Here is an 18,830-nt window from a genome sequence, read left to right as displayed (position 1 = left end):
TATGCTAAATAAAAATATCTATAAAACTATATTTTATGCTCAAGAAATACAAACGCCAATTGGTAGTTTAATTGCAATTGCTGATACTAGTTATTTATATGCTTGTTTTTTTATCAGTAATTCAAGTACCTACTCAATAGAAAAGTTGCTAAAAATTTATACTGCAAAGATAATTTTTAAAGCTAATAGCATAACAATGCAGACAGCAAATCAATTAGGCAGATATTTTAAAAAAGAGCTAAGAGATTTCTCAATTCCACTACAACTAACAGGTACTAGTTTTCAAAAACAAGTTTGGCAACAATTAATAAAAATTCCTTATGGTGAGACTATCAGCTATCTTGAAGAAGCTAGAAAAATTGGCAAACCAACAGCTTTTAGAGCTGTAGCTAATACAAATGGTAAAAATCTTTTGCCAATAATTATTCCTTGCTACCGAGTAATAAATACAAATGGTAAACTTGGTGGTTATACTGGTGGATTAGATAAAAAAGAGTTTTTGCTGAATCTCGAATCAAATATTTAGAATGCTAAGAATAATCATAATTTCATAAAATCAATGTTATGGTAAATATATACTTCACCTAAATAAGATACTAATGCCTGTGGTATGTTTTAGAAGTAGCTAGTTAATTAATACAACATAACTCTTAGATGTGCTACTAAAGTAAAATATGGTCGTGATGAATATGTACTTATTGGTTTTTTGATAAAAAAAGAGAATAATTATTCTATAAAATGCTGTAAAAGATCTTAACAAAGCAGCTGCTGAAATTTTATCAAATTAATTTTCTAACACGTCTAGGCTGTAGGCATTGCAGTGTCTGCACTTCATAATTGATTCATTTAAGTCAAGTATAATATTTGATTTTTTAGTGTTCTAAAATCTGAAAAATTGATAAACTTTTATCGAGTCTTAAAAGCTTGTATGGTCTTGTTTTTAAAGCTATTAAAGGGATAGCTTTGAATTTATACTAGCCAAGTTGGAGCTTGGTTATTTAACAAGTTGCCGTGTGGTCAACTACTTGCTGTAAAATTGACTGCACTCCAAAACTAATGAGAATTTAATGGTTAAATTAATAACAAATAATTCTTAACACCAAAATTATAACTATCGTTATATAACAAAATAAAAAAATAAATGATCTTTTCTACCACTTTTTGTGAATCACAAAATTCTTTTTCTATGTAGCCAATTATAATTTCTCTTACCTACGTGACAAACCCTATGAGTATCTGGTCGTGTAAATCTAAGTCTAATAGCTGCTATAAAATACCATTATCCACATTACTACAGTAAACTGTGAAGTAATAGCAATCAATAAAGCAAATGCTCCATATACTGATGACATTATTAGAAATATCGATGATAATACAACTACAATTAGTACTTGTATCATCAGCATATTTACTGGCATGCCGAATTTATTCTTACCCTCCATAATTTTTGGGAAAAGCTCTTGCTCTGCTACTGTTTGCATACCACGAGCTGGCCTAAGATCCATGTACTAAGTGATGCTAACATACCTAAAGGATTACCACAATTATTGGCTTAACATCGCCTAAACCGATTATATTCAGTACTTGTGAAATACCTTGTATCAAACCATTTAAGATATTAACATCTTTCACTGGAATAATAATAGTTAAACCAACAGTGGTTAAAATAGTCAGTGATACAATTATCATGCATATTTTTTTAGCAATATTTACTATCTTACGATAATTATTTGCCTTAATTGCATAATGAATTTCCGCATTTTTGAAATTCTTATCCAAAGCTTTTTTTGCAATAGCAAAAGTATCGTCTAAAAGCTATAAATCATAAATATAGCAAGGTGTTGTAAGAGAATTATCTCTTATATAGTTGACTAATTTTGTATTATCAAAAATTATATATTTATTCATTAATTTATGCCCTTATAATAAATCAGGTAATTGCTAATCATTTTTAATTTGATCATAGATATGTTGTGATAGTTGTACTAACACTGAATTTTTATTTGAGTAGTGATGCTTGAATATCACTAATATCTTCTTCAGCTATAGCTGTACATCCTTCTGTACCAATAGTTGCAGACTTCCAGATATGCATAAAGATACATGAGCCTTTTCTTGGTACTGTTGAATTTGTATTCTACAAAACTTCTATACCGTATTCATAGAATAAAATCTCTAACATATTTTCTGCTGAGCGCCAATCTTTATCACTAATTTGCTTGCTATTAACTATGTGATTGTAATATTTTGAATTACTGTCATCGATACACATTCTATGCTTGTTTTTTAACTTGAATATAGTCAGCTGATGTCCTATTAGCAAAACCAAAAATTTTACCTAAGCTAAAAACTACTGCTGGAGATCTGCTATCGCCTTCTTGCTTTAGTGGCGCCTTTACTAAATTTTAGTAAGAGCTATCTGCCCATGCTAGACCACTTTTACCAATCACAACAGCTGAGGCTGGTTTAATAACTCTCCAAGTGTTTGCACCGTTTCTGGTAAAGTATGATAATCTAGCTGCCATCCCTTGCCAGCTATCTGTCACTACAACAATCAGTTGTTGAGCTTGAACTATTTTGTCTAAAGCTTGTTGTTGAGGATTCATAAAGGCCAACCTCTAGATATTGTTATTACTTAAAGATAATTCAAAGAAGTCTTGTTTGTGTATATTACTTTAGGCAATTTATATCTAGTGGTGAATAGAATTGATCAAAATAATTAATTAGTATACACATCGACATAACTCCTTTTTTATAGATTCCAAACAACACTCATAAAACTAAAACCAAAAGTCATACTAATGTTTATATCCTCTTATACCAGAGAAAATACTTAATCATCTAAAGACTAAATAATAACCACTTTGTAAAATTTATGTACGAAATTAAATTATTTGGTTTTTAATCATAAAAAACTATTATAAAATCGTATTAATATAAACTAAGTTAGTTGTAAACTAGCTTGGTTAAATACAAAATTGTACAAGCAGAGGATATTTATTCATAAGTTTCTTTATAATAACTGCATAAGGGGACTTGTTTTAAACATATGAAAAAATATTCTAATAAATTTCAAATTATAAAGGAGATGCATAAATGAATGCTCATGAGTATATTGATAGCGTAATTGCCCAAGTAGAAAAAAGAGATGGTCATGAAAAAGAATTCATCCAAGCTGTAAAAGAATTATTTTCTACGCTTAAACCAACTCTAGAACAAAATCCTAAATATATCGAAGAAAATATTCTAGCACGTATAGTTGAGCCTGAAAGAGGTATTTCTTTCAGAGTGCCATGGATTGATAGAGATGGTAATATACAAGTAAACCGTGGTTACAGATATCAATTTAATGGCGCTATCGGTCCTTTCAAAGGTGGGATTAGATTTCACCCAAGTGTATACTCAGGTATTATCAAATTCCTAGGCTTCGAGCAAGTTTTCAAAAACAGCTTAACTACTCTACCTATGGGTGGTGGTAAAGGTGGTGCCGACTTTGATCCTAAAGGTAAAACTGACGCTGAAATCATGAACTTCTGCCAAAGCTTTATGATGGAATTACAACGTCATATTGGTCCAGATATCGATGTACCAGCTGGCGATATTGGTGTTGGCGGTAAAGAAATCGGTTATATGTATGGTCAATACAGAAGAATTCGTGCTTGTTTTGAGAACGGAGTATTAACTGGTAAGTCACTAGAGTCAGGCGGTAGCTTAATCCGTCCTGAAGCTACTGGTTATGGTGTAGTATTCTTCTTAGATGAGATGCTTAAGCATGATGGTGACACTCTACAATGTAAAACAGTAGTAATATCTGGTTACGGTAACGTTGCTTGGGGCGTATGTAAAAAAGTTGCTCAATTAGGTAGTAAAGTTGTTACAATCTCTGGTTCAAAAGGTTTTGTACATGATCCTGAAGGTATTACAACTGATGAGAAAATTGAATTCTTGCTAAAAATCCGTAATGGTGAAAAAACAATGCAAGACTATGCTAAAGAATTCAATGCAAGCTGGCACGCAGGTGAAAAACCTTGGGGCATAAAAGCAGATATCGCAATTCCTGCAGCTACTCAAAATGAAATAGATGTTGAAGATGCTCAAAAACTTATTGATGCTGGTGTTAAGTATGTTGTTGAAGCATCTAACATGCCAACAACTAATGAGGCGATTGAGTTCTTAATGAAGAAAGGTATAATTCTAGCTCCAGGTAAAGCTGCTAACGCAGGTGGTGTTGCTGTTTCTGGTCTAGAAATGAGCCAAAACTCAGCTAGACTATCTTGGACAGCTGAAGAAGTTGAATCTAAACTTCAACAAATCATGGCTAACATTTTCCATGCTTGTAAGTTTGCTAGTAGTAAATACAACCTTGGTTATAATTTAGTTGCTGGTGCAAACCTAGCTGGTTTTGAAAAAGTAGCAGAAGCTATGATTCAACAAGGTAGATACTAATCATAAAACATATTATCTTATAAAATGCTAGCGACTATTTATTCACTAGTAAAATCTGCTAAAATCATACTCTTAGAGTTTTTTCATTTAAAATAAATTGAACACTAAAAAAACTAATTCTATAAATGATGATTATAATCATAAAATACGAATATTTATCTTACTTTAATTCCCTATCCTGATGGGTATGAGTATAGATCTATTTGCAACATCCTTACCCGGAATAAGTACTTCAATTAACACTTCAACATATATTTCAAAAATGATCATATCCATATATCTAATAGGCTATGCTCTGGATAATTTAGTAGTAGGTACCGTTACAGATGTATTAGGACGTAAGGCACTACTAAGAGTTTCATGTGTACTATTTGTAGTAGCTAGCTTACTAACCTATATTAATATCAAATGAATACGTACCTCTTAAGCTCAAGATTCTTTCAAGGATTTCTTATGGGATCAATAGGTGTTGTTACAAGAGGTTTTTTTCAGATATACTTTCTCCTGAGAAACTTATAGAACTAGGATCTACTATAGGCTTTATATGGGGATTAGGGACTATTGCAGGGCCAATAATCAGAGGCTTTTTCAATGCTTTTGGTTGAAAGTCTGATTTTTATTTCTTTAGTATAATTTGTAGCTTTATTGACGATATTAGTTTTTATTATATACCCCCAGAAACAATAAGCAAAAAGTCAAAATTGAGTATTATATAAAGTTAGAAAAGATATCACTGAGGTAATAACCAATAAAGAGTTTATGACCTTAAGTATCGCAATGGGAATTGCCTATTTACTTATCATAACCTTCAACACCCTAGGTCCTTTCTTAATTCAAGATATAATGAGGTTATTCAGCCGCTTATTTTGGAAAACTTGCTATATTTCTAGGTTTTGCTTTTTTACCAGCACCAATAATTCGGCGCAAGTTATTAGATCATTTTTCAGTTCGGAGGATCTTTTTTTTTTATATTTATACATCTAATTCACCTTATTAACAACAAGCTTTTTTGTGATTAGCTTATTAACTAGTGATATCGCTTTGATTATTATAGCTACTATGGTTGTTTATTTTACGTGTGGTTCAATTTTCCCTCTATCTATGGGAAAAGGCATATGAATGTTCCGCCATATATCAGGAACTGCTGCAGCTATTATGTACTTTGTAAATATTCTATAACTAGCTTAACTTCTTTTATACAAAATTATATCCATGTTCACAACATTATAGATATTATAATTATTTATCTAGTTTTGATGTTTATCATTGTTGGTTATACTAGTATAAACTAAATGATCTTTAGGATTTTATGTCAGCAAAAAATTATGATGTAATAATAATCGGTGCTGGTGTTGCTGGACTTATGTGTGCTATACAAGCTACAAAAGAAGTCGTAAAACTCTATGTCAGGTGGTGGACGCTGTAATTTTACTAATTATAATATCGCTGCTGATAGATATCTAGCTGATAATCCACATTTCATGAAAAGACTTTAGGACAACTCTTCTGAGATAACAAAACTAAAGATATCGTGAATATGCTCTTAGAAGAATGTGATAAGTATGATGCTAAGATACAACTATATACTAATATTGAAAATATTATTAAAAAAGGATCTTTATTTCATATCACAACACAAACAGATGAATATAGCTGTCAATCACTTGTAATAGCCACAGGTGAATTATCTATCCCAACGATGGGCGCTACACAGGTTTTGGTTATAAGATTGACAAGAAATTTGGACTAAAAGTAAATCCACAACGCGCCGGACTTGTACCTTTCATATTTAATTTAGAAGATCAACAAAAATTTGAGCAACTACGTGGTATTTCAATCTTCTGTCGTGTATCTAATCATCAAGTTAGTTTTGATGAAAATATTCTTTTTACTCATGAAGGTTTAAGTGGTCCAGCAATTTTGCAAATATCCTCGTATTGGAACTCTGGAGAAAGCATTAAAATTGATTTATCCCTTAATATCAATATTACTGATTTTCTAAACAGTAAAAAAGAGCAAGGCACAAAGGCTATACTAAAAAACACACTATCAGAATTATTACCTAAGAATTTTGTAGCTAATTTTTTCGATAGTGATATTCTCGAAAAAAGAGTCTGTGATTTAGCAATCGATGAGATTAATAGTATTGCTAAAAAATACATCAATGGCTAGTATATCCTCAAACTACAGAAGGTTATCGTACTGCAGAAGTCACCCTTGGTGGAATTAGTTGTGACGAGCTTTCATCTAAAACTCTAGAAACAAATAAAGTCAGGACTTTATTTTATTGGTGAAGTTGTCGATGTTACCGGTTGGCTCGGTGGCTACAATTTCCAGTGGGCTTTGGCTTCTGGTTGGGCTGCTAAGTTGTATAAGTGACAAAGCTAGGCTATAATTAGTTAAACATTTATAAGTGCTATTTTGTGGTATGAAAATTCCTGCTGAGAAAGAATTTGCAATAAAAAAAGCGATTCTAAAAGCAATTGAACATGGTTATAGTCCAGCTCAGTTAGCAGATAGCTTTGGTGTATCTAAAAGTTTAATCTATAAGTATCGTAGAGCACTTAGAGATCAGGGTTTCATAAGAAAAAATGAAAATGATGTATATGTCATAACAGAAAATAAATTCTCTATCAAACCGAGAATGCCTGAATCTGGCAAACTTGATTTAGATGATGATATAAAAGATCAACCAAAGCAAACTCGACAAGCTAACAATCAAGATATCCAGCAACGCGTAATAGATGAACCTAAACCTCAAATCAATCGTACTGAAATAAAGATTCAAGAAAAGATACAACAAATCAGACAAATCCAGTTACAGCAACAACAAAACACTGCTTCTCAAGATAAGAGACTTTTCAAAAAGATTCTTGATAAATTCAAAAAGATAATTTAAGTTTATTTTTTATCATTATATAACAAGATTAGCACTTATAGAGCTATCCATTATAAAAGTTGTACAAATATTCTCTTTTGGTTATCGTAAGATGCAAAAATAAAAGTCAGTATGACATTTTTATAATTAACTAGCTATATTTAACTATAAGATATTTTAGAAAATATTAAATAAGATAAATTTACATAGTAAACATTTTAACCTAAACTAATCAATATGCAAATAAAATACACTAATTTCATATTATGTCAAGCAATAGCAAAACAATCCTCATAACTGGTTGCTCTCATGGTGGTATAGGCTACGCTACAGCTATCCACTTAAAAATTTAGGTCATAGAGTTTTTGCTTCAGCAAGACAACAAAAAGATGTCGAAGCACTTAGTCAAGAAGGTTTTGAGACCTATCTTATAGATGTAACTAACTATGAGCACATAGATAATGCTTTAATTGATATTTTAAATAAAACTGGTGGTACTCTAGATGTAGTATTTAATAATGCTGGATATGGTCAGGCTGGTGCTTTAGAAGATATTGACACTAAATTTCTCAAACAACAATTTGAAACAAATGTATTTGGATTACATAACTTAACATATAAAGCTTTGAAAATAATGCGTAAACAAGGTTATGGTAAAATCATCCAACATAGTTCAGTACTAGGACTGGTTGCGATGAAGTATCGCGGCGCATACAACGCAAGTAAATATGCTATTGAAGGTCTGACAGATACCATGCGTCTAAAACTAAGAGACTCTAATATTTTTATAACTAGTCTAAACACAGGACCTATTACTAGCAAATTTAGAGAAAACTCTATTAAAACAATTACTAATGTTGATTATAACTCTTCAGTATATAAACAGCAATATGAAAAAATACTTGCACGCCAACACAAAAAAGTTCCATTTAATAAACCTGCTATTTCAGTTGCAAAAGTTGTTGAGAAAATAATAAATTCCGACAAACCAAGACCAAGATACTATATTACAAAAGCGACTTGGATTATGGTATCTTTTAAAAAGATACTACCAACACATATTCTAGATAATTTTCTTAATAGATACTAGCGAAGCTACTTTTTGATTACCACTTGAATTTATATAATAACCAACCAATAAATATAAAGATCTTAGGTCCGAGAGTTAATTCAAATTCATATATAAAAATATCATATTCACCTGTTAAATCAATAGATGGTTGAAAACTAAATGATAATCCCAATTGATGTCGATATAAACACAAAAAATCCCAATAAATATTTGTAAGCACCATCAATAAGTTTGATGTAAGCAACTACTAGATATAAAGTAAGAGATAAAATAAAGTACTATAGTATAAGTATTAAAGCTTGATACATCAAATTTACTGATGGTAAAAAGTTTGTTAGTAATATTATAGCTGTTACTAATACTACCATAAATACTAAGGCATTTTTAGGAGAATCATATTTGTTAGTTTTGTGTACCCACTCTGACAATATTCCTTTAGGTATACATTTAAAGAACATTACTACTTGGGCTAGGAGCCAAATACTCACAGCAGCCAGCTCTGCAAATGTCAGTAAAAAACCATTAATCTTGGGAACTAATCCCAGCCAAATCTATAACCAATTATTTCAAACACCATCAATCCTGAAGCACTATTTATCGTGTTAGGTGATGCAACAAGATTCAAAATAATTGTCCAAAATATATACAAACCCAACAAAATAAATGCAGAAAATATTAGACTATAAATATAGATTTTTCTTAGCATCTTTGACTGAATTAGCAAAAGTATGCTATGAAACCTAGAACAATAATTACTATAGCAGGCAAAAATGAACCTAAGACACTACCGATATCAACAAGGTATTTATTAGCTTTCAAACCACAAAAACTAATCACTGTAGCTAACCAAAAAGCCACTAAAATAACTACCGTTATATAATAACATATTATCAACCAAGTCAGGCTGACCTATGAAATATGCAAAGTTAGTAGCTAAAAAAATAAGTACAGTTGGATAATAAAATATTGTATTTACCTAGTATAACCACGCTACCATAAAACCTGCCTTTTGCCCTAAAGCTCTGACGGTCCATGAGTAAATACCTCCCTCATCAGGATGTTTTCTGGATAACTGAACTGCGATTATGACCAAAGATAAGAAAAACATTACAGCACCAAGTATACAAAAGAATATTGCTGAAGCTCCCAAGCAAGCTGCTACAGGTATCCAGCGAATACCAAAATTATCTGTGACAGCCATGATTGTAACACCTTTCAAATCTAGAACTTTATCTTGATTGGAATTTATATCCATATAGTGAACCTTTATCTTAAAATTTGATAAAGGTTACTACAGGTAAAAATAAAGAATTTAGAAAAGTATTTTGTGTTTTAGAAAGAATATAACCAGATTTTACATCATACCCGGCATACCGCCCATACCACCACCCATAGACATAGCTGGAGCTGCTTCTTTGATTTCACCAACCATCACCTCTGTTGTGATCATTAGACCAGCAATTGAAGCAGCATGCTGTAAAGCTGAACGAGTAACTTTAGTAGGATCTAAGATACCCATTTCAACCATATCGCCATAAGTATCATTAGCTGCGTTATAACCATAGTTACCTTGGTTAGCTTTAACTTGATTAACAACTACAGAAGACTCTACACCAGCATTTTGTACGATCTGTCTTAGCGGAGCTTCTATCGCCTTTCTAAGTAGAACTATACCATGGTTTTGATCATCATTTTCACCTGTTAAGCCATCTAATGCTTTCTGTGCTCTAATTAAAGCAATACCTCCACCAGCAACAATACCTTCTTCTACAGCTGCACGAGTAGCATGTAAAGCATCATCGACACGATCCTTTTTCTCTTTCATCTCAGTTTCTGTAACAGCACCTACTTTGATAACAGCAACACCACCAGAAAGTTTAGCTAGTCTCTCTTGTAGCTTCTCACGATCATAATCAGAACTAGCTTGAGCAATATTAGCTTTAATTACATTTACTCGTTTAGCGATAGCTGCTTTTTCACCAGCACCATCAATGATTGTTGTATTATCTTTTGTTACTTGTACTCTACTAGCTGTACCTAAATGCTCCATTTTAGTTTCTTCTAACTTCATGCTTAGATCTTCAGATATAAGTGTAGCACTAGTTAAGATAGCGATATCTTCTAGCATAGCTTTTCTTCTATCACCAAAGCCAGGAGCTTTAACAGCACATACTTTAACTACACCTCTCATATTATTAACAACTAAAGTAGCTAAAGCTTCGCTTTCTACAGCTTCAGCAATTATTAGTAACGCTCTACCAGACTTAGAAACACCTTCTAATACTGGTAATAGATCACGTATATTAGAGATCTTCTTATCAACTATTAAAATATATGGATTCTCTAAATCAGTAGTCATATTCTCTTGATTTGTTGCAAAATACGGAGATAGATAACCTCTATCAAATTGCATACCTTCCACAACATCAAGCTCGTCTTCAAAACCTTTACCTTCTTCAACAGTAATTACACCTTCTTTACCAACTTTTGCCATTGCATCAGCGATAAGCTTACCAACAGTAGCATCAGAGTTAGCAGAGATAGTACCAACCTGCTCAATTGATTTTGGATCTGAACATGGCTTAGAAAGTACTTTTAGTTCTTCAACTAGCTTAGCAGTTGCTTTATCGATACCTCTTTTTAGATCCATAGGATTCATACCTGCAGCAACAGCTTTTAGACCTTCTGTTAATAATGCTTGAGCAAGTACAGTAGCTGTAGTAGTACCATCACCAGCAACATCAGCAGTTTTTGAAGCTACTTCTTTAACTATCTGAGCACCCATATTCTCAAACTTATCTTCTAGTTCGATTTCTTTAGCAACAGATACACCATCTTTTGTGATAGCTGGCGCACCAAATGATTTATCTAAAACAACGTTACGACCTTTTGGACCTAAAGTAACTTTTACAGCATTTGCTAATGTATTAACGCCATCTAGCATTTTTGTACGAGCTTCATCTGAAAATAAAACTTGTTTTGCAGCCATTTTAATTTCTCCTTTAAAATTTTGTAAGATTCTTTGATTACGCAATAATACCCATAATATCTTCTTCTCTCATCATCAGAAGAGTTTCATCACCAACTTTTACTTCACTACCAGAATATTTACCAAATAAAACTTTATCACCAACTTTTACATCCATAGGTAGTGTAGAGCCATTATCTAATTTTTTACCATTGCCGACAGCGACAACTTCACCTTCACTAGGTTTCTCTTGAGCACTACCAGTTAAGATAATCCCACCTGCAGATTTTGTTTCTTCTTCTGCACGACGAACTAATATTCTATCTTGTAATGGACGAATGTTCATAACAATCTTACTCCTTTATTAATTAACTTTATGTTTAAACGTTTTAATTTGTGTACATCTTAGAACAATCCCATAGTTCTAAGTTCTTGCAACTCTAGATATTGAGTCAAAAAAAATTTTTTCAAGGAAATTTTTTATTTTTTTGTCAAATAAACTCTCTCTAATATTTAAACTTAGATTCCTTAGTGCCTAATCAATATATATAGAGAAACTTTCAAATTTAAATAAAAAACTAGCGCAATAAATTGTATAATAATAATTAAGCTTTATAAATAAGAATCTATAAATGAGTGTAAAAAGTATGAGCTTTTTAGCTCGAATAATCCACACAATAGGGTTTGAATTTTTTAGCATTGTGATATTTACACCTTTCGCTATGTTCATTTTACATCAAGATGTATTTCATATCGCCAGCTTAGCTATTATAATTTAACTAATAGCAATGTTATGGAATTTCATCTATAACTATATTTTTGATATAATCGAAATAAAATTTGGTGTATGCCGTTCAAAGTGAGGAATTATTATTCTTGGTTTACACGCTTTGCTTTTTGAACTGGGGCTACTTATAGTTACAATCCTTTTGGTAGCTTATATACTAAATATGAGCTTTATTAGCAGCTCTTGTAGTTGAGATATTGGTTTTGTTATTTTTTTACCTTGTATATGCTTTTGTGTATAATTATATCTTCGATAAGATATACTTTAATTTTATCCATAGATAAATAACTTGATACAAGCACCCATAGCTTAACTGGATAGAGCGTCGCCTTCCGGAGGTGGATGCGGGGGTTCGAGTCCCTCTGGGTGTTCCACTGATATTCTAATATGCTAAATTCAATTAGCACTAGAAAAATTATCTAGCCCATGTAGCTCCATTTGCTGAACTTAGTGTTACTGAAAATATGATTATTTGAAGTGATAAAATTACCTTTTTTATTTATCAAATCATGACATTATTATACATGACTACTTCCCAAACTTTAAATATATAAATTTTAATATATTAATAAGATTTACTTATAAATAAAAAGTGACTTTTGCTATTTTTTAATTTTGCAGAAATAAACTTTTATCCAAAAGTACAAAAAAGTCGAATCTGTACTAAATTAATTATAAAAAACAGTTTAAATATTATGATTACTTTAATTTAACTGAATCAAAACCATAGTAATTAGCAAATTCTTTGTTATACCATCCATTAGGATCAGAAGTAAGTTCAAAATAATATATACCATCCCTAACAAAGTCCCTCAAAGGCAATAGCTTTAAGCTAATATTTTTTTCCTGAGTTAATAATATCCTATTTCATTAATCCTTTTATAGGATAAAATATAACTATAAGATATATAAAGAGTAACACTACAACAATAGCAAAAGAAATTAATTTAAAATAACAAATATATTTATCACGCAAAAATAATCCTAACCTACTTTCAAAAAAATACTTATTTAATATAAAAATAAATAAGCATATGTATCCTTTTAACTCTTACGACTAAACCATACATTATAAAAAATGTAGTCAGTGATATAGATATTAAACATAAAGAAATTATTAACTTAGTTATTATATTTTTTTCTAATAGCCACACGGTAATAAGTGAAACAATAAAGGGTAAAGAAACCTCAAGTTTTGAAAAATGATATAGTAATACTAAATATATTCTGGAAAACATAAATTAAAACAGACTGCCCATCAAGCACACCATCTGTTCTGATAAAATTTCCAGGTGTTATAATCATTATAGTACCAGATAAAAATAAAAGGAACAAAAAAATATAAAGTATTTCGATTTAATTTAACTTTTTTTATGAATTTATATAAAATATAGAAAAAGAAAATAGTAAAAATAACCATAAAAAAATTCATTATACAAGCCAATTATTATAGCTAATAGTATGCTTTTTATTGGAGAAAAATTATCTCTTACATAAAGAGTATAAAACATATAAACTAATAAACTCATTCCACATAAATATTGTATACCAGCAGTTTTCTATATAGCACTTTTTATAAATCCAGTTATACTAAAATACATAATAAATAAAGATATATACAATAAATTTTTTTGATAATATGTTCTCATGATTTTTAATAACCGATTTATTTATAAGTAAACAATCAATATAGTAATGGCAAAAGCATTTATCAAGTCTATAAAATATATCAAACATGAATAACTTCTACCAGAATTTGAGCAGAAGCTCTGCCTGTCCAGTAAAAATAATCATTATATACATGAGAACAAACAGTATTATTTATAAAGAACATTTATATTTGATCGCTAAAAATCATCCATCATTAATGGCTGGCAGAGATTTATAATTAAAAATAAACAAATATTATAAGATAAACCAACATTAGATAATTTCTACTTGGATTTATTTTTAACATTATAATTACTAAAGTTAGACATGTTTTTATTATTTATAAGTAATGAATTGAAATGACCATAAAATTTCTGAAGTGCTGACTTAGCCTTGACACGGCACATGAATCAAAAGTTACCGTTGCTTCCTTCCGGACCTAGCGGGGTTCACAATCTATCATTGCGTGGAAACCAAGTCAGCGACGTGTATAATACTAGATATAGCTAAAAATTACAAGTTATCAAAGCAAATTCCATTATTTAAGATAAATTGGTATCATTGTGTTAGTAAAAAATACACATATTAACTAAAATGATTATAGTAATATCACCAGCTAAAAGCCAAAATTTTGAGCCTATAAAAACAGGCTATCAATTCACGCAGCCAATATTTAAGGAACAAATAACAAAACTTATAAACACTCTAAAGCATTATGAAGTTGAAGAAATAGAAAAACTAATGAAAATTAGCCCTAAATTAGCTGAAGAAATATTTGCTAAACACAACAACTTTGATCCTAATAAATATGATAAGTCAAATGCAAAAGCTGCAATATTTACTTTTAGTGGTGATGTATACAAAGGACTAGAAGCAGATACTTTAAATAGTAAAACCATAGAGTATTCACAAAGTCATTTATTAATGCTATCTGGTCTATATGGATTGATTCGCCCTCTTGATTTAATACAAGCTTATAGACTCGAAATGGGCACAAACATTAAAATTGAAGGCAAAATTCTGCATAAGTATTGGCAAGATAAAATCACAACTCAATTAAATGAGTATTTTAGCCAACAGCAAAATAAAATTTTGATAAACCTTGCCTCTAATGAGTACTCTCAAGCCATAGATAAAAAGTCTTTAAATGCTAAATGGTTAGATATTGACTTCAAAGAGAATAAAGCAGGTACATATAAGACTATTGGCATCCATGCCAAAAAAGCTCGCGGCTTAATGGCTAGATTTATTCTTGAAAATAGAATTAAAGATATTAGTGATATCAAAAACTTCAATGTAGCAAGTTACCAATTTAATCCAGACTTCTCACAAGAAAACATTTTGTGCTTTACAAGGTAAACCATGAAAATAAAAATAATCACACTTGGAGAAAAACCACCTAAATGGGTTAGTGATGGCTATGATGAATATAAGAAACGTTTAAGTAAATTAATACCTCTTGAGTTAATCGAACTACCAATAGCTAAACGGTCCAAAACTGGTAATCCTAAACTATGGATGGAACAAGAAGCTAAAACAATTATTAGTAAACTCAATCATTATGATCACTTGGTGATACTTGATGTTAATTCTAAAATCACCTCAACCGAAGAGTTAGCAGAGAAAATGCAAAATTGGAAATTTAATAATACAAGTGTTGTGATTCTAATTGGTGGTCCTGACGGTATTGACCAAAGTGTTAAAGAAATTGCAAAAGAGAAAATATCAATATCAAAAATGACTTTTCCTCACCCTTTAGTGCGTATTATTATTGCTGAACAACTCTATAGAGCTTATACAATACTAGAAGGTCATCCCTATCATAAATAGCTAAGTCGCGCCTTAGTACATCTATCGTTATTATTTAAATCTTTAATTGTATTAATATCAGTAAAATTATACTGTGAAAATAACGCTGCAACAGCATTTGCCTGAGTGAAATCATGCTCTATATAAATACAACCATTTTGTTTTAGAAAGTTGTTTGCTTGAGATATAATTATCTTAATATCTGCTAAACCATTATCTTTGGCAAATAAAGACTCTGCAGGTTCATAGTCTTTGACGCTTTGATCAATGTTTGTATCAGCCAAACCTATATATGGCGGATTAGAAACTATAATATCAAATTTACCATCGTCAAGGCTTGTATACCAACTACTCTGGATAAATTTGACATTAGTGATATTATTTGATCGAGTATTTTTTTTAGCAACATCAAGGGTCTGCTGATGCAGATCAACCGCAACAACTTGACTATTTGCTAGCTCAGCTGCTAAAGCTAACGCTATTGCTCCTGTACCCGTGCCAAGATCAAGTATTTTAATATCAGCATTTTTATCAACTATATCATCTAAAACTGTAGATACCAATACTTCAGTATCCGCACGTGGTATAAGCGTATCTTTAGTTACATAAAGTTTTTGATTCCAAAAATACTTATAACCAAGAATATAAGTGAATGGCTCACCAGCTAGAAGACGCGATATTTTAGCATCTATTAGTTTAACTATATTACTGTCAAGTTGACTATCTGAATTTAGATAAAGATATGTTTTATCAACACCTAAAGTATCACAAATAATCATTTGTAACTCATGCTTTACTATATTGGATTGATTAAAATTAGCTAGGCTAGTTGCTAGTAATTGAGAGATTGTAATATTACTACTCATCAGACATAGTTGCTAAAAGATCCGCCTGATGCTCTAGAATTAGTGGTTGTATAATACTATCTAGACTACCCTCCATAAACTCATCAAGCTTATAAAGAGTTAAATTTATACGATGATCGGTAACTCTACCTTGAGGGTAATTATAAGTTCTAATTCTCTCTGATCTATCACCACTACCTACTAGGCTCTTACGTGTATCAGACTGCTCTTTTTGCTGTTTATCAATTTCAGCTTGTAGAAGTTTTGATTTAAGCATAGACATTGCTGCTGCACGGTTTTTATGTTGAGAGCGTTGATCTTGACACTCGACAACCACTCCAGTTGGGATATAGGTAATCCTAATTGCTGAGTCAGTTTTGTTAACATGCTGTCCACCAGCACCAGATGCTCTAAATGTATCAATTTTTAGATCTGCTGGGTTAATATCAATTCCCTCAACTTCATCAGCCTCAGGCATAACTGCAACAGTACATGCTGAAGTATGGATTCTACCTTGTGACTCTGTAGCAGGAACTCTTTGTACTCTATGAGCACCAGATTCAAACTTCAACTGTGAATACACACCATCACCATATATTCTTGAGATAATTTCCTTGTAACCACCATGTTCACCTTCACTAGCTGATATTACCTCAATCTTCCAGCCTCTTTGCTCAGCGTACCTTGAATACATTTTAAACAAATCACCTGAAAATATCGAAGCCTCATCACCACCAGTCCCAGCTCTAATCTCTAGGAAAACGTTAGCATCATCATTAGGATCACGAGGTAAAAGAAGTATTTGTAATTCACTCTCAAGTTTTTCAATAACCTCATTAGCTAACTTTAGCTCTTCTTTTGCCATCTCAACAAGCTCAGCGTCTTTTTCATTAAGCATTTCATAAGCGGATTGTTTATCTTCTAAAGCTTGAGAATACTCTTTAAAAGCCTTTACAATCGGCTCAAGATGAGAGTACTCTTTTAATAAGTCTCTAAACTTATTTTGATCAGAGGTAATCTCTACATCACTTAATAAGGCATTAACTTCCTCATGCCTTTCTATCAATCTTTGCAATTTTGCTTTAATAGAATCTTTCATTTATTTTTCCATATTTAAACCAAACATACGTTTCATACATACAAGACAGTCATTTCTACCCTGCTTAGAAGCTTCTTTCATTCCTACAACAGGGTAGTGTAAAACTTTCTTTTTAATTTCATAGGCAAATCTTTTAATTATCTCTTCGGCATCTTTACCATTTTTCATTTTAGCTAAGCTTTTCTCTAGTGATAGGTCAACCAAGCCATCAGCCTTTTGAAAAAGTTCTTTAATCGCGCTATTTGAGATAATAGCTTTTTCTTTTTCAAGATATTCCTCAAGAGATTTTACAATAATTTTTTGAGCTTTAGAGCTCTCATGTTTTCTTTTATCTTTGTTATCTTCAATAACTGCATTAATATCATCAACACAATAATAGACATTTTGCTCTAACTCACCTAATTTAGGATCTAAAGCTTGTGGTATTGATATATCAATAAAAACTCTAGGTTTATCACCAACATCTTTGCGTGTAACAATATATTCCGAAACATTCACTGCAGCAATTATAATGTCAGCTTTTTTGATCAATTGCGGTAGTTCTGATAAGTAATGAGCACTAGCATTTCTAAAAGCAGAAGTAATCTTGTGTGCTTTCTCGATAGTACGGTTTGCTAACATTATCTGCTTAGGAGCAAGCGCTGTAACATGACGAAACAAAAGTTCTCCTGTTTGACCAGCACCAATGATAAGGACATTTTTGCTAGAAATATTATCTAGTTGTCTTTTAGCCAAAGTGATTGCTGAGAATGCAACTGAAACGGGACAATGACCAATTCTAGTTTCACTGCGTACTCTTTTAGCAGTTGCAAAAACTTTCTGAAAAACCCTATCTAGTTCTTTACCGATAGCATGATTTTTTTTACTAAGAGTGTAAGAGTCTTTAACTTGTCCTAATATTTGTGGTTCACCTAAAACCATTGATTCTAAACCACAAGCTAATTTCATAAGGTGCATGATTACTTCTGTACCTTGTCTTAGCTTAAAATAATCTTTTATTTTGTAATTAGGATTTTTAACATAGCCTTGCCACCATACCAAAACATCATCGACAACTCTTAGATCAGATATTTCAAGGTACACTTCGGTGCGATTACAAGTAGATAAGATTACAGCATGTACAGCACCATCTATAGCAAGTATTGACCTATACAACATAGATACATCTAAACCAGAGAGTGCAAACTCACTACGAACTTCTATCGGAGACTTTTTATAATCAATTGCTAAAGATATTAATGCCATATTCAAATATTATTAAATGTAATAAAATAAA

Annotated in this window: 11 protein-coding genes, 1 tRNA gene, 1 other RNA gene and 7 pseudogenes; 10 read left to right on the top strand and 10 right to left on the bottom strand. The window is 31.3% G+C overall.

Annotated elements, in window-relative coordinates; genetic code table 11:
• Position 1 precedes the first annotated feature (1 nt).
• Positions 2 to 526, top strand: a complete 525-nt coding sequence (locus tag C9379_RS06500; protein ID WP_343377561.1) for a methylated-DNA--[protein]-cysteine S-methyltransferase — start codon at positions 2 to 4, stop codon at positions 524 to 526.
• A 663-nt stretch (positions 527 to 1,189) separates the two neighbouring features.
• On the opposite strand, the pseudogene C9379_RS06495 reads toward C9379_RS06500, so the two are convergent.
• The 3 pseudogenes from C9379_RS06495 to C9379_RS06485 form a co-directional block, all read right to left on the bottom strand.
• Positions 1,190 to 1,686: pseudogene (locus C9379_RS06495) on the bottom strand (amino acid permease); the annotation flags it as partial.
• Positions 1,687 to 1,908 (bottom strand): annotated as a pseudogene (locus tag C9379_RS06490) (diaminopimelate decarboxylase); the annotation flags it as partial.
• 33 nt (positions 1,909 to 1,941) lie between these two features.
• A pseudogene (locus C9379_RS06485) lies at positions 1,942 to 2,606 on the bottom strand (L,D-transpeptidase family protein).
• Between the two features lie 490 nt (positions 2,607 to 3,096).
• Here C9379_RS06485 and gdhA point away from each other — a divergent pair.
• The 5 genes and pseudogenes from gdhA (at position 3,097) to C9379_RS06460 (ending at position 8,414) form a co-directional block, all read left to right on the top strand.
• Positions 3,097 to 4,446 (top strand): NADP-specific glutamate dehydrogenase, encoded by a 1,350-nt coding sequence (gene gdhA, locus C9379_RS06480; RefSeq protein WP_143385381.1) that lies wholly within the window; start codon positions 3,097 to 3,099, stop codon positions 4,444 to 4,446.
• A gap of 262 nt (positions 4,447 to 4,708) precedes the next feature.
• Positions 4,709 to 4,858 (top strand): MFS transporter, encoded by a 150-nt coding sequence (locus C9379_RS08895; RefSeq protein WP_318263481.1) that lies wholly within the window; start codon positions 4,709 to 4,711, stop codon positions 4,856 to 4,858.
• An 897-nt stretch (positions 4,859 to 5,755) separates the two neighbouring features.
• Positions 5,756 to 6,825, top strand: a pseudogene (locus tag C9379_RS06470) (aminoacetone oxidase family FAD-binding enzyme).
• A 49-nt stretch (positions 6,826 to 6,874) separates the two neighbouring features.
• A complete protein-coding gene (locus C9379_RS06465; protein ID WP_143385401.1) occupies positions 6,875 to 7,345 on the top strand; it encodes an FTL_1293 family small RNA FtrC-regulated protein in 471 nt (156 codons plus the stop codon).
• A gap of 245 nt (positions 7,346 to 7,590) precedes the next feature.
• Positions 7,591 to 8,414, top strand: a pseudogene (locus C9379_RS06460) (SDR family NAD(P)-dependent oxidoreductase).
• A 16-nt stretch (positions 8,415 to 8,430) separates the two neighbouring features.
• Here C9379_RS06460 and C9379_RS06455 read toward each other — a convergent pair.
• The 3 genes and pseudogenes from C9379_RS06455 to C9379_RS06445 all read right to left on the bottom strand — a co-directional run bounded on the left by C9379_RS06455 (position 8,431) and on the right by C9379_RS06445 (position 11,710).
• Positions 8,431 to 9,651: pseudogene (locus tag C9379_RS06455) on the bottom strand (APC family permease).
• A gap of 99 nt (positions 9,652 to 9,750) precedes the next feature.
• Positions 9,751 to 11,385 carry a chaperonin GroEL gene (groL, locus tag C9379_RS06450; RefSeq protein WP_143385378.1) on the bottom strand — a complete coding sequence of 545 codons (1,635 nt, stop codon included), beginning with the start codon at positions 11,383 to 11,385 and terminating at the stop codon, positions 9,751 to 9,753.
• Between the two features lie 37 nt (positions 11,386 to 11,422).
• Complete coding sequence (locus tag C9379_RS06445) at positions 11,423 to 11,710, bottom strand: co-chaperone GroES (protein ID WP_143385376.1); 288 nt, start codon at positions 11,708 to 11,710, stop codon at positions 11,423 to 11,425.
• 286 nt (positions 11,711 to 11,996) lie between these two features.
• On the opposite strand from C9379_RS06445, the pseudogene C9379_RS06440 reads away from it, so the two are divergent.
• A pseudogene (locus tag C9379_RS06440) lies at positions 11,997 to 12,435 on the top strand (PACE efflux transporter).
• 14 nt (positions 12,436 to 12,449) lie between these two features.
• Positions 12,450 to 12,525: transfer RNA gene (locus tag C9379_RS06435), tRNA-Arg, on the top strand.
• A gap of 1,658 nt (positions 12,526 to 14,183) precedes the next feature.
• Here the strand turns inward: C9379_RS06435 and ffs are convergent.
• An RNA gene (gene ffs / locus C9379_RS06430) (signal recognition particle sRNA small type) lies at positions 14,184 to 14,280 on the bottom strand.
• 115 nt (positions 14,281 to 14,395) lie between these two features.
• Here ffs and yaaA point away from each other — a divergent pair.
• On the top strand, positions 14,396 to 15,160 hold the full coding sequence (gene yaaA, locus C9379_RS06425; RefSeq protein WP_143385374.1) for a peroxide stress protein YaaA: 765 nt from the start codon (positions 14,396 to 14,398) through the stop codon (positions 15,158 to 15,160).
• 3 nt (positions 15,161 to 15,163) lie between these two features.
• Positions 15,164 to 15,631: a 23S rRNA (pseudouridine(1915)-N(3))-methyltransferase RlmH gene (rlmH, locus tag C9379_RS06420; RefSeq protein WP_143385372.1), complete on the top strand. Its 468-nt coding sequence runs from the start codon at positions 15,164 to 15,166 to the stop codon at positions 15,629 to 15,631.
• Here rlmH and prmC read toward each other — a convergent pair.
• Genes prmC through C9379_RS06405 form a run of 3 tightly spaced genes read right to left on the bottom strand, consistent with a single transcriptional unit; the run spans position 15,622 to position 18,799 of the window.
• The gene (prmC, locus tag C9379_RS06415) at positions 15,622 to 16,476 is read right to left on the bottom strand and encodes a peptide chain release factor N(5)-glutamine methyltransferase (protein ID WP_143385370.1); all 855 of its coding nucleotides are present in this window, start codon (positions 16,474 to 16,476) and stop codon (positions 15,622 to 15,624) included. The two genes, rlmH and prmC, sit on opposite strands and share 10 nt — an antisense overlap.
• Positions 16,469 to 17,554, bottom strand: a complete 1,086-nt coding sequence (gene prfA / locus C9379_RS06410) for a peptide chain release factor 1 (RefSeq protein WP_143385368.1) — start codon at positions 17,552 to 17,554, stop codon at positions 16,469 to 16,471. Before prfA ends, prmC begins: the two co-directional genes overlap by 8 nt.
• On the bottom strand, positions 17,555 to 18,799 hold the full coding sequence (locus C9379_RS06405; protein ID WP_143385366.1) for a glutamyl-tRNA reductase: 1,245 nt from the start codon (positions 18,797 to 18,799) through the stop codon (positions 17,555 to 17,557).
• Positions 18,800 to 18,830 lie beyond the last annotated feature (31 nt).

This window comes from Francisella-like endosymbiont (assembly GCF_003069505.1).
Lineage (GTDB): Bacteria > Pseudomonadota > Gammaproteobacteria > Francisellales > Francisellaceae > Francisella.
The sequence above is the reverse complement of the archived record's forward strand: the minus strand, read 5'-3'. Positions and strand labels throughout refer to the sequence as shown.